The 11,500-nt window shown below is 69.6% G+C and carries 12 protein-coding genes; 3 read left to right on the plus strand and 9 right to left on the minus strand.

Features of this window, described 5'->3' with window-relative positions; all coding sequences use genetic code 11:
• Positions 1–9: 9 nt before the first annotated feature.
• Positions 10–480: a hypothetical protein gene (locus ACODT5_RS46465; protein ID WP_422524895.1), complete on the minus strand. Its 471-nt coding sequence runs from the start codon at positions 478–480 to the stop codon at positions 10–12.
• Positions 481–588: 108 nt separating this feature from the next.
• On the opposite strand from ACODT5_RS46465, the gene ACODT5_RS46470 reads away from it, so the two are divergent.
• Entirely contained in the window at positions 589–1,941 is a 1,353-nt protein-coding gene (locus ACODT5_RS46470; RefSeq protein ID WP_422524896.1) for a hypothetical protein, read from the plus strand.
• Positions 1,942–1,972: 31 nt separating this feature from the next.
• Here ACODT5_RS46470 and ACODT5_RS46475 read toward each other — a convergent pair whose 3' ends face one another.
• Positions 1,973–2,590 carry a YceI family protein gene (locus tag ACODT5_RS46475; protein WP_422524897.1) on the minus strand — a complete coding sequence of 206 codons (618 nt, stop codon included), beginning with the start codon at positions 2,588–2,590 and terminating at the stop codon, positions 1,973–1,975.
• 306 nt (positions 2,591–2,896) lie between these two features.
• Between ACODT5_RS46475 and ACODT5_RS46480 the strand changes: the two genes are divergently transcribed.
• Complete coding sequence (locus ACODT5_RS46480; protein ID WP_422524898.1) at positions 2,897–4,480, plus strand: acyl-CoA carboxylase subunit beta; 1,584 nt, start codon at positions 2,897–2,899, stop codon at positions 4,478–4,480.
• 25 nt (positions 4,481–4,505) lie between these two features.
• A complete protein-coding gene (locus ACODT5_RS46485; RefSeq protein ID WP_327304361.1) occupies positions 4,506–4,709 on the plus strand; it encodes an acyl-CoA carboxylase subunit epsilon in 204 nt (67 codons plus the stop codon).
• A 72-nt stretch (positions 4,710–4,781) separates the two neighbouring features.
• Here the strand turns inward: ACODT5_RS46485 and ACODT5_RS46490 are convergent, their stop codons facing one another.
• From ACODT5_RS46490 to ACODT5_RS46520, 7 genes are all read right to left on the minus strand, one after another.
• Complete coding sequence (locus tag ACODT5_RS46490) at positions 4,782–5,366, minus strand: GTP-binding protein (RefSeq protein ID WP_243337760.1); 585 nt, start codon at positions 5,364–5,366, stop codon at positions 4,782–4,784.
• Positions 5,347–5,937: a DUF742 domain-containing protein gene (locus tag ACODT5_RS46495; protein ID WP_422524899.1), complete on the minus strand. Its 591-nt coding sequence runs from the start codon at positions 5,935–5,937 to the stop codon at positions 5,347–5,349. The genes ACODT5_RS46490 and ACODT5_RS46495 overlap by 20 nt, the downstream gene beginning before the upstream one ends.
• Positions 5,938–6,030: 93 nt before the next feature.
• Positions 6,031–6,444 (minus strand): roadblock/LC7 domain-containing protein, encoded by a 414-nt coding sequence (locus ACODT5_RS46500; protein WP_243337850.1) that lies wholly within the window; start codon positions 6,442–6,444, stop codon positions 6,031–6,033.
• A 10-nt stretch (positions 6,445–6,454) separates the two neighbouring features.
• On the minus strand, positions 6,455–9,658 hold the full coding sequence (locus ACODT5_RS46505) for a sensor histidine kinase (protein ID WP_422524900.1): 3,204 nt from the start codon (positions 9,656–9,658) through the stop codon (positions 6,455–6,457).
• 319 nt (positions 9,659–9,977) lie between these two features.
• Positions 9,978–10,562, minus strand: coding sequence for a GTP-binding protein (locus ACODT5_RS46510; protein WP_243337754.1), 585 nt, complete (start codon positions 10,560–10,562; stop codon positions 9,978–9,980).
• Positions 10,543–10,935 carry a DUF742 domain-containing protein gene (locus tag ACODT5_RS46515; RefSeq protein WP_243337752.1) on the minus strand — a complete coding sequence of 131 codons (393 nt, stop codon included), beginning with the start codon at positions 10,933–10,935 and terminating at the stop codon, positions 10,543–10,545. Before ACODT5_RS46515 ends, ACODT5_RS46510 begins: the two co-directional genes overlap by 20 nt.
• A 151-nt stretch (positions 10,936–11,086) precedes the next feature.
• The gene (locus ACODT5_RS46520; protein WP_008739864.1) at positions 11,087–11,500 is read right to left on the minus strand and encodes a roadblock/LC7 domain-containing protein; all 414 of its coding nucleotides are present in this window, start codon (positions 11,498–11,500) and stop codon (positions 11,087–11,089) included.

Genomic DNA, 11,500 nt, shown 5'->3' on the forward strand with positions numbered 1-11,500 from the left:
CGGCGGAGGTCAGCACTCGTCCTTCACGTACGCCCGGTACTTCTTGCGGCTCATGGCCTTGCCGTTCGCCCACACCTGGTCCGGACCGAGGGCTTCTATGTCCTCGGTCCGGAAGTGGCTCCTGACCGAGTACTCGACGTTGTCGCCTTCGACAGCCTTGTAGGACACGTAGTACTCGTCCGCCGTCAGGGACTGCTGTCCTTCCCGGGTGATCTCCCAGTCCTCCGGAGGAGAGAACGGGGGGAAGGGACCTGGTCTGCCCAGGTCGGCTCCGAGCCCGGTGTGCCAGCCTGAAACCGCCGTGCCGCGGGCCGAGAAGTAGACGAAGGACCCGGCGACGTCTCCCTTGCACAGGGTCAGCTCCAGTTGAGGCAGGCCTTGCGCGTCCTTCGACACGCCTGCGAGATCGAGTGTCGGAGGGCTGCATCCCGCCAGCACGGCCGCCACCAGCACCGTCCCAGCCAGCCATGTGCGTCGCATCGCCCACCCCCTGGTCCGGGAGTGTAGGTCGCACGCCTGCTCGGTGAGAGCGATAGACCTTATGTCCAGCTCACACAGGATTGCACCCGTTCGGGTAGCGTCGTGACTATGAGGACCAGGCTTACATCCGTACGTATGGGATCGCTGCTGGCCGCTCTGCTGCTGGCGCTGTCCGCGACCGCGCTGCTGGTCGCCCCGGGGGCGTCGGCAGCCGACGGGACCACCACCGTGGCCCAGGCCCTCAAGAAGGGCCCGGTCTACGTGGATCCCCGTGCCGAGGCGCAGCTGCCGCCCGCGCAGGCGGACGCGCTCGCGAAGAAGATCAAGGACGCGGGGAAGCCGGTGTTCGTGGCCGTGCTGCCGGCCACCGCCGAGTTCCCCGCCGCCAGCGTGCTCAAGACGGTCCGTACCGAGACCGGTATCACCGGGCTCTACGCGATCCGGCTCGGGGACGGCTTCAACGCCAGGGCCGACCGGGCCGTCATGCCGGCCAACGCGGTCCGCAACCTGGTCGACGCCGTCAAGGCGGGCGGAGCCGTCGACGCGAGCACCGAGCTCAACAACTTCGTGGACCAGGCCCTCGCCCAGGCCAAGGGCAAGGCCCCCGCCTCCTGGGGCACCGCGAGCACCGACAGCGGGGCCCCGGTGGGCGCCCTGATCGGGCTCGGCGTGGTGGCCGCCGTCGGCGGTGGCGGGGCGTACGCGCTGGTCAAGCGCAACCGCAAGAAGAAGGAAGAGCTCCGGCGCGAGTCCATCGCCCGGCTGGGCGTGGTCGTCGACGAGGACATCACGGCCTTCGGCGAGGAGCTGGAGCGCCTCGACTTCCACCCCGGTGAGCCCGGAGCCGACGACGCCATGCGCGCGGACTACGAGCAGGGCCTCGACTCGTACGAGAAGGCCAAGCAGATCATGGCCTCCGTGCAGCATCCGGAGGAGGTCAAGGGGGTCACGCAAGCCATCGAGGACGGCCGGTTCGCCCTGGCCCGCCTCGACGCGCGCCGGCAGGGCCGGCCGCTGCCCGAGCGCCGCGCACCCTGCTTCTTCGACCCGCGCCACGGGCCGAGCACCGAGGACGCGGCCTGGGCCCCGGCGGGCGGGGCCGCCCGTACGGTCCCGGTCTGTGCGGCGGACGCCGTCCGGCTGCGCGACGGCCAGGACCCGGCGGTCCGCACCGTCGACACCGAGCACGGTCCGCGCCCCTACTACGACGCCGGCCCGGCGTACGGTCCCTGGGCCGGCGGCTACTTCGGCGGCGGCATCCTGCCCGGCCTGCTCATGGGCACGATGCTCGGTTCGATGATGTCCAGTCCGGCCTACGCCTCCGACTTCGGCGGCGGCAACGGCTTCGACGGCGGTGACGTCTCCGGTGCCGACTTCAACCCGTCCGACTTCGGCGGCGGGGACTTCGGCGGCGGAGGGGGCTTCGACGGCGGAGGCGGGTTCGGCGGGGGCGACTTCTAGCCGCCCCCTGCCCCGCAGCGTGGAACCGGGCTCAAGCCTGCTTGATCGCCGAGATGTCGAAGGTCAGCTTCACCTTGTCGCTGACCATCACGCCGCCGGTCTCCAGGGCCGCGTTCCAGGTGAGGCCCCAGTCGGAGCGCAGGATCTCGGCCGAGCCCTCGAACCCGACGCGCTCGTTGCCGTAGACGTCGGTGGCCGCGCCGCCGAACTCGAGGTCGATGGAGAGCGGGCGCGTGACGTCCTTGATGGTCAGCTCTCCGGTGATGCGGTACTTGTCGCCGCCCAGCTGCTGCGCCTCGGTGGAGCGGAAGGTCATCAGCGGGAAGGTCTCGGCGTCGAAGAAGTCTCCGGAGCGCAGGTGGCCGTCGCGGTCGCCGATGCCGGTGTCGATGGAGGCGATCTTCACCTCGATGGAGGCGGTGGAGCGGGACGGGTCGGCGCCGTCCAGGTGCAGGGCGCCCTCGTGCTCGGCGAAGGTGCCGCGCACGTTGGTGACCATCGCGTGGCGGACGGTGAAGCCGATGCTGCTGTGGGAGGCGTCGATGACGTAGTCACCGGTGAGCGCGGCGAGGGCCGGGTCCACGTCGAGGGTGGCGACGGCGGTCGCGGTGTCGGCGGTGTCCTGCGTGCGGCGGTTGAAGAGACCCATGACTGCTCCTTGGTAGTGGTGCCGCTCGATGTCGGCACTCGTTGAACTTTCAACAACAACGACGCTAGACCCATTCCGTTCAAATTTCAACCTCTGGGTTTCCTGCGCGTGGCGTGACGGCGCCCCGGCGGCGCCCCGGCGCCCGCTTGGAGGGAGTTTTGTGGGAAGGCGACAAAGGACCAAGGTCCTGCCTGGTGGGCTCGGCGGCAGCCCCGGTGGTTCTGTCCGGGACGGACAGCGGAAGACACCCGACACTGTGTGGATTCGACGGAGGGTTTTCCCGGTCCGGCTTCGTAAGGTCATTACATGACCGTTGTGGACCAGATTCCGAGCGAGCCGACGGACGCCCGCGGGCGCGTGGCCGAGCTGCACGACCTGCGCGAGCAGGCGCGCCGCGGCCCGAGTGACCGGGCGACCGAAGCGCAGCACGCCAAGGGCAAGCTCACCGCCCGCGAGCGGATCGCGTTGCTGCTCGACGAAGGTTCCTTCAAGGAGGTCGAGCAGCTGCGCCGCCACCGGGCGACGGGGTTCGGCCTGGAGGCCAAGAAGCCCTACACCGACGGTGTCATCACCGGCTGGGGCACGGTCGAGGGCCGTACGGTCTTCGTCTACGCGCACGACTTCCGGATCTTCGGCGGCGCCCTGGGCGAGGCCCACGCCCAGAAGATCCACAAGATCATGGACATGGCCATCGCGGCCGGTGCCCCGCTGGTCTCCCTCAACGACGGCGCCGGCGCCCGTATCCAGGAGGGCGTCTCCGCGCTCGCCGGCTACGGCGGCATCTTCCAGCGCAACACCAGGGCCTCGGGCGTCATCCCGCAGATCTCGGTGATGCTGGGCCCCTGCGCCGGCGGCGCGGCCTACTCCCCGGCGCTGACGGACTTCGTGTTCATGGTCCGGGAGACCTCGCAGATGTTCATCACCGGCCCGGACGTGGTCCGCGCGGTGACCGGCGAGGAGATCACCCAGAACGGCCTCGGCGGCGCGGACGTGCACGCCGAGACCTCGGGCGTCGCGCACTTCGCGTACGACGACGAGGAGACCTGCATCTCCGAGGTCCGCTACCTCATCACGATGCTGCCCTCGAACAACCGCGAGAACCCCCCGGTCCACGAGACCAGTGACCCGGCCGACCGCCGGTCCGAGGTCCTGCTGGACCTGGTGCCGGCCGACGGCAACCGCCCGTACGACATGCTCAAGGTCATCGAGGAGCTCGTCGACGAGGGCGACGTCCTGGAGATCCACGAGCGCTGGGCCCGCAACATCATCTGCGCGCTCGCGCGGATGGACGGCCAGGTCGTCGGAATCGTCGCCAACCAGCCCGGCCACCTCGCCGGCGTCCTGGACATCCACGCCTCCGAGAAGGCGGCGCGCTTCGTCCAGCTCTGCGACGCCTTCAACATCCCGATCATCACCCTCCTGGACGTCCCCGGCTTCCTGCCGGGCGTCGACCAGGAGCACGGCGGCATCATCCGCCACGGCGCCAAGCTGCTGTACGCGTACTGCAACGCGACGGTGCCGCGGATCTCGCTGATCCTGCGCAAGGCCTACGGCGGTGCGTACATCGTCATGGACTCCCAGTCCATCGGCGCCGACCTCACCTACGCCTGGCCGACCAACGAGATCGCCGTGATGGGCGCCGAGGGCGCCGCCAACGTCATCTTCCGCAAGCAGATCGCGGACGCCGAAGACCCCGAGGCGATGCGCGCGCGCATGGTCAAGGAGTACAAGGCCGAGCTGATGCACCCCTACTACGCGGCCGAGCGAGGCCTCGTCGACGACGTCATCGACCCCGCGGAAACCCGCGAGGTCCTCGTCGCCGCCCTCGCGATGCTCCGCAACAAGCACGCCGATCTGCCGTCGCGCAAGCACGGCAACCCGCCCCAGTAGAGACGTCGAAGGAGAACTGCCACCGATGAGCAACGCCAACGGCACCCTGCTGAAGGTCGAGAAGGGCAACGCCGAGCCCGAGGAGCTGGCCGCGATCACCGCGATCCTGCTCGCCCGCGCCGCCGCCACCCCCGAGTACGCCCCGGCCGCCGCCGTGGGCTCCCAGGCCGGCTGGCGCCGCCTGGAGCGCACCCCCGGCTTCCGCGGCCCGCGCAGCTGGCAGGGCTAGTACCCCGAGCGCACGAGAAAGCCCCCCGCACTCCTCGGAGTGCGGGGGGCTTTCTCGTGCGACCCGGGACGGCTACCGCAGGCGGGCCATGAGGGCGTGCTCGACCAGGGTGATGAGCGCGCTCTTGGCGTCCGTGCGGTGGCGGGCGTCGGTGATGATGATGGGGGCGTCCGGGCCGATCTGCAGGGCCTCGCGGACTTCCTCCGGGGTGTAGGGCTGGTGCCCGTCGAAGCCGTTGAGCGCGATGACGAAGGGCAGGCCGCTGTTCTCGAAGTAGTCGACGGCGGGGAAGCAGTCGGCGAGACGGCGGGTGTCGACGAGGACCACGGCGCCGATCGCACCGCGGACGAGGTCGTCCCACATGAACCAGAAGCGGTCCTGACCGGGGGTACCGAAGAGGTACAGGATCAGGTCCTGGTCCAGGGTGATGCGGCCGAAGTCCATGGCGACCGTGGTGGTCGTCTTGTCCCCGGTGTGGGTCAGGTCGTCGATGCCCGCGCTCGCGGACGTCATGACGGCCTCGGTGCGCAGCGGGTTGATCTCGGAGACGGCGCCCACGAACGTGGTCTTGCCCACGCCGAAGCCACCCGCCACCACGATCTTCGCGGAGGTGGTGGAGCGAGGAGCCGCTCCGCCGTTAGAGCTTGCGAAGTCCACTGAGCACCCTTTCGAGCAGTGTCACATCTGGCTGGCCGCCGGCGGACTCGTCGCCGCCGGGCTGGTGGATGGCTACGAGGCCGGCCTCCGCCAGGTCGGCGACGAGGATCCGGGCTACGCCAAGGGGAATGGAGAGAAGTGCCGAGATCTCCGCGACGGATTTGATCTCCTGGCACAGGAGGCAGATGCGCTGGTGCTCGGGCAACTGCCCTTGCAGACGCGCGGGATCGGCCGTGGTGCTGACCAGTGCCTCGATGGCGAGCTGGTAGCGCGGCCGGGTCCGGCCACCGGTCATCGCGTACGGGCGCACCAGCGGGTTGTGCGCCTGCGGAGCCGGCGGGCGACCGCCGCGCTGAGGCTGCTGCGGGGACCGGTAGGACTGGCCGGGCTGCTGCGGCCGACTGCCGTACGGCTGCTGCTGGTAGGGCTGCTGGTACGGCTGCCCGGAGGCCGGGTCGTGCTCCGGCCCGGGCCGGTTGCTGGGAGCGGAGGGAAAGTTGAAGCGGTTCTGGTCGTGCCCACCCTGCGGCTGCTGCGCGCCGCCATAGGGATGTCCTCCGGGTGTTGTCACGTTTCCTCCTCCGACTCCAAGTACGCAGTACTCCCTGTGGAACCGCGCCACCGCACCCTATGGTGCAGTGACGCGAAACGCACTGCCTGTCTGCTAGTTGAGAAGTCCGCCCTGCAGTTCCGCGCGCAGGTCCGGGGTGAGGACGCTGCCGGCGCGGTCCACGAGGAGGGCCATCTCGTAGCCCACGAGGCCGATGTCGCACTCGGGGTGCGCCAGTACGGCCAGCGAGGATCCGTCGGAGACGGACATCAGGAAGAGGAATCCGCGGTCCATCTCCACCACCGTCTGGTTGACGGCGCCGCCCTCGAAGATGCGGGACGCGCCCGCGGTGAGGGAGGTCAGCCCGGAGGCCACCGCGGCGAGCTGGTCGGCCCGGTCGCGGGGGAAGCCTTCGGACATGGCCAGAAGGAGGCCGTCGGCGGAGACCACCACCGTGTGAGACACCCCTGGGGTGTTGTCCACGAAGTTCGTGATCAACCAGTTCAGGTTCTGTGCCGCCTGGCTCATCGCGCTCACACTAACGCTCCTGGTCATAGCTGTTACTTGACTGCTCGGATCCCGCATTGCGGCCCTGCTCGACACCGCGTCGCAGGTTGCTCAACCTGCCACGGACGTCCTCCGGGGCCCGGGAGACCTGGGGGCCGCCCTGCGGAGTCGTCTCTGCGGCACCCTCGACCAGGTTGGCCTTGGGTACCCGCCGAGGGAGACCGGACGGGGTGACCCCGCCCGCCTTCGGCTCACGGAGCTTGGCGGCCTGCTGCCAGCGCTCGTCGTTGTTCGAGCGCCAGTCGGCGGGCCCTTCGGCTTCCTCGGTGGCCCGCTCCGGTTCCGCGGGCTGCTGCTGACGCTGCGGCCGCTGCTCGAAGAGGGATCCGGAGGACTCCGTTTCCTGCTGTCCCGGCCGCTGTTGCGGCTGGCTGCCGCGTCGCGGCAGGCCCGCCCCGGTCACCTGGTGGCCGGCGTCGGCAGTGGCGCCCGGACGGTCGAAGCCTACGCGCTCCGGAGCGGGTTCGGGAGCGGCCGGTGATTCCGATTCGGTCCCGTAATCCTGCTGGTAGGAGCCCGAGTAGGTGTTCTGCTGGGGCCACTCCGCCGTAGCGGGAGGGGAATCGTAACCACCGTCATAGGCCGGGAGTTCCTGTCGCTGATCCGTGTACTCCGGTTCCGGATACGCGTACTCCTGCTGGGTGTACGCGTCGTATCCCTGCCCGGCCTGAGCGGATTCGTAACCGAGGTCGTAGCCCTGCGCGGGCTGCTGCTCGTAGCCCTGGTACGGCTGGTACGCGTGCTCCGGCTGCGGTTCCGGATAACCCGCCGCGGGCTCGTCGTACGCCGGCTGCGCCTGCGGGTAGCCGACCTGCGCCTCCAGCGTGGCCCGGCGCTCCTCGCGGCCCAGGGACCGGCCGACCGGGTCGGCGGCGGGCTCTTCGAATCCCGGCTGGTCGGCCCGGTGGACCTCGTAGCGGGAGTCGTCGAAGCCGAGCTCGGCGGCCGTGCGCAGCGGAACCGCCTGCTGCGACTGCTGGCGCGGGATCATCGAGGAGACCGTGAAGTCGTCCGCCGGGACCTCCTCGCCACCGCCACCGTGGGTGATGGCGTCGGGGAGCATGACCAGCGAGGTGGTGCCGGCCGCCTCGCCCGAGGGGCGCAGCTGGACGCGGATGCCGTGCCGGTCGGCCAGCCGGCCGACCACGAACAGACCCATGCGCTGCGAGATCGCGGCGTCCACGGTCGGCGGGTTGGCCAGCTTGTGGTTGATGTCCGCGAAGTCCTCGGCCGTCAGGCCGATTCCCTTGTCGTGGATCTCGACCATGACCCGGCCGTCGGGCAGACGCGTCGCGTTGACCCGGACCTTGGTCTGCGGGGAGGAGAAGGTGGTGGCGTTCTCCAGCAGCTCGGCGAGCAGGTGCACGAGGTCGGTCACGGCCTGGCCGTGGATCTCGGCCTCGGAGACGCCCGACAGCTCGACGCGCTCGTACTGCTCCACCTCGGAGGAGGCGGCGCGCAGGACGTCGACGAGGGGGACCGGCTGGTCCCAGCGGCGGCCCGGCTCCTCACCCGCGAGGATGAGGAGGTTCTCGCCGTTGCGGCGCATGCGGGTGGCCAGGTGGTCCAGGCGGAAGAGGTTCTCCAGCTGGTCCGGGTCGGCCTCGTTGTTCTCCAGCTCGGTGATCAGGCTCAGCTGGCCCTCGATCAGCGACTGGTTGCGCATGGAGAGGTTCGTGAAGATCGCGTTGACGTTGCCCCGCAGGAGGGCCTGCTCGGCGGCGAGCCGGACGGCTTCCCGGTGGACCTGGTCGAAGGCGCGGGCGACCTCGCCGATCTCGTCCTGGGAGTCGATCGGGATCGGCACCACGCGGGTGTCGACCTTGCCCGGGTCGGTGCGCGAGAGCTGGTCGACGAGCATCGGCAGGCGCTGCTCGGCGATGTCGAAGGCCGCTCCGCGCAGACGGCGCATCGCCTTGCCCATCTGGCGGGCCATCATGCCGGCCAGGATGAAGGCGGCGAGCAGGGCCACGACCACGATGGCGCCGGTCAGGATGGCGTCGCCCCGGGCCTCGTCGGAGACCGATCCGGCGTCCTTGAGGGCCTTGTCGAGGAGTTCCTTCTCGAGCTGGTTGTAGCCGTCGAACTTGGCGGTCGCGGCGGCCTGCCAGGCTGCCGGGGTGGTGCCGCCGAGGGCGAGCTTGGCGGGCTTCTCGCCGCCGGCTATCGCCTCGGTCATTCCGGTGAGCGCGGAGTTGTTGACCACCGGAGGGGCGCGGAAGACGGTGCCGGCCTGCTCGGCCGCCTGCTTGGCGTCGGCGAGCTTCTTGGCGCCCTCCTGCGACTTCGCGCCCATGATGTCCTTGAGGCGCGCGACGTCCTCGTCGGTGCCGGCGGCGACGTACTCGCCGATGGCGATCTCTTCGAGGTACGCGTACGAGGAGAAGGCGACGAGCTGGGCCTTGCGGATGTCCTCGTTCTCGTTCGGCCGCACCAGCAGGTGCGTGCCCACCGAGCGCTGCAGCGAGTTCGCGGCCTTGGACAGTTCGAGCGCGTAGACCATGCGGCCGTACGAGGTCACGTTGCCGGTGCCGAGGCCCAGCTCGTTGGAGAACTGCATGAGGTAGTGCTGGACCAGCACGTACCCCTCTTCGGTCGGAATCGGGCCCATTGCCTTGGGGAGGGCCTTCTTCTGCGTCTCCAGCTGCGACAGGTAGGCCGTCTTGCGGACCTGCTCCAGCTTCGGCTCCTCCTGGCGGAAGAGCTCCAGGCGGCGCTCCAGGCCCTGGCCCTCGGGCAGGTCCTTCGCGACCTCGGCGAACTTGGCCTTGGCCGCGTCCGTGGCGGAGTACGCCTTCAGGACGGGCTCGGAATCGCGCTGGCCCTTGAGGAGGGGCTCGGCCGTCAGGTCGCGCTCGTTGAGGAGCGCCTGGCCGTACTCGGCTGCGGCCTGGACGATGACGGCGGTCTTCTCGGCGTCCTTGGCCTCGTCCCAGGTGTCGATGGAACCCTTCACCTGGAAGCCGCCCATCACCAGTCCGACGAGGACCGGGACGAGCAGGATGGCGTTCAGACGGGTCGGCACGCGCCAGTTGCGGGGCGAGAACCTGCTGGTGCTGCCGCTGCTCACGGATGGTTCCACGGGTACGTCAAAGGATGACGCGGCCGCTCGCGGCGGCGGGGTGAAGTTGCCGCGCGCGGGTTCATCCGCGGGGCTCGAGTTGCTTCGCCTCACTCGACCAACAACCTCTCGGCGGTGCTACTAGCTAGTTCGTTGAATTCCAGCACGGTTAACGGCCGTGTTCCAAACAGTTGAAATCGGCCATTCCAAGAGCCTTATGTCCCACATAAATCGGACATAAAGAGCGTCCTGCGGCAAAAGCGGGGCCAGTTGTGAGCGCAGTGACACCGGACGAACGCACCGTGTCGCCAACTACCGGCAATTCTCTGTCGAAACGTTATGAACGAAGGGGGCGGGCCGTGTCGTATGACACAGCCCGCCCCCCAAAACCAGCCGGTGAAGCCCTCGTTGCGCGGCGCCCCTGAGCGAGCCGCTACTTGAGCCGCGCCATCAGGGCGTGCTCGACGAGCGTGATGAGCGCGCTCTTGGCGTCCGCGCGGTGGCGGGCGTCCGTGGTGATGATGGGGGCGTCCGGGCCGATCTGCAGGGCCTCGCGGACTTCCTCCGGGGTGTAGGGCTGGTGCCCCTCGAAGCCGTTGAGCGCCACGACGAACGGCAGGCCGCTGTTCTCGAAGTAGTCGACGGCCGGGAAGCAGTCGGCCAGGCGCCGCGTGTCGACCAGGACGATCGCCCCGATCGCACCGCGGACGAGGTCGTCCCACATGAACCAGAAGCGGTCCTGACCGGGGGTACCGAAGAGGTACAGGATCAGGTCCTGGTCCAGGGTGATGCGGCCGAAGTCCATGGCGACCGTGGTGGTCGTCTTGTCCCCGGTGTGGGTCAGGTCGTCGATGCCGGCGCTCGCGCTCGTCATGACGGCCTCGGTGCGCAGCGGGTTGATCTCGGAGACGGCGCCCACGAACGTGGTCTTGCCCACGCCGAAGCCACCCGCCACCACGATCTTCGCGGAGGTGGTGGAGCGAGGAGCCGCTCCGCCGTTAGAGCTTGCGAAGTCCACTGAGAACCCTCTCGAGCAGCGTTACATCCGGCGTTCCGCCGGCCTCTCCATTGCCCGGCTGGTGGATGGCCACCATGCCGGCCTCCGCCAGGTCGGCGACGAGGATCCGGGCGACACCGAGGGGCATGTTCAGCAGCGCGGAGACCTCCGCGACCGACTTGACCTCGCGGCACAGGGTGCAGATGCGCTGGTGCTCCGGGAGCAGCCCGGACAGGTGCATCGGATCGGCCGTGGTGCTGACCAGGGCCTCGATGGCGAGCTGGTAGCGCGGTCGGGTCCGGCCACCGGTCATCGCGTACGGACGAACCAGCGGCTGGTCGCCTTCCGAGTACGAATCTCCGTACTGATCGGAATAGGCGGGGGGCGGGGTCATTGATCCTCCGGGCTGGACAGCAAAGGTCAGCGTGCCGTCTGACGGGGCGGCCGGTGGGGGGACGGTATGACGGCCTGGCGGTGGTACTGGGTTCCGGGGCCGCGGCCCCGGTCCCCCGGCCGGCAGTACCGTCCGGCCGGGAGAGCGGCAGTCAGATGAGCAGGCTTCCCTGCAGTTCCGCGCGCAGGTCCGGGGTGAGGACGCTGCCGGCGCGGTCCACGAGGAGGGCCATCTCGTAGCCCACGAGGCCGATGTCGCACTCGGGGTGCGCCAGTACGGCCAGCGAGGATCCGTCGGAGACGGACATCAGGAAGAGGAATCCGCGGTCCATCTCCACCACCGTCTGGTTGACGGCGCCGCCCTCGAAGATGCGGGACGCGCCCGCGGTGAGGGAGGTCAGCCCGGAGGCCACCGCGGCGAGCTGGTCGGCCCGGTCGCGGGGAAAGCCTTCGGACATCGCCAGAAGGAGGCCGTCGGCGGAGACCACCACGGTGTGGGACACCCCGGGGGTGTTGTCCACGAAGTTCGTGATCAACCAGTTCAGGTTCTGTGCCGCCTGGCTCAT

The sequence above is a fragment of the Streptomyces tatrensis genome (genome assembly GCF_049310065.1).
Classification (GTDB): domain Bacteria; phylum Actinomycetota; class Actinomycetes; order Streptomycetales; family Streptomycetaceae; genus Streptomyces.

What these genes read in the sequence shown, in the direction of transcription:
- ACODT5_RS46500 (WP_243337850.1), bottom strand. Translation starts at nt 6,444, where the DNA reads ATGAGCCAGGCGGCACAGAACCTGAACTGGTTGATCACGAACTTCGTG.
- ACODT5_RS46480 (WP_422524898.1), top strand. Translation starts at nt 2,897, where the DNA reads ATGACCGTTGTGGACCAGATTCCGAGCGAGCCGACGGACGCCCGCGGG.
- ACODT5_RS46475 (WP_422524897.1), bottom strand. Translation starts at nt 2,590, where the DNA reads ATGGGTCTCTTCAACCGCCGCACGCAGGACACCGCCGACACCGCGACC.
- ACODT5_RS46470 (WP_422524896.1), top strand. Translation starts at nt 589, where the DNA reads ATGAGGACCAGGCTTACATCCGTACGTATGGGATCGCTGCTGGCCGCT.
- ACODT5_RS46515 (WP_243337752.1), bottom strand. Translation starts at nt 10,935, where the DNA reads ATGACCCCGCCCCCCGCCTATTCCGATCAGTACGGAGATTCGTACTCG.
- ACODT5_RS46465 (WP_422524895.1), bottom strand. Translation starts at nt 480, where the DNA reads ATGCGACGCACATGGCTGGCTGGGACGGTGCTGGTGGCGGCCGTGCTG.
- ACODT5_RS46520 (WP_008739864.1), bottom strand. Translation starts at nt 11,500, where the DNA reads ATGAGCCAGGCGGCACAGAACCTGAACTGGTTGATCACGAACTTCGTG.
- ACODT5_RS46485 (WP_327304361.1), top strand. Translation starts at nt 4,506, where the DNA reads ATGAGCAACGCCAACGGCACCCTGCTGAAGGTCGAGAAGGGCAACGCC.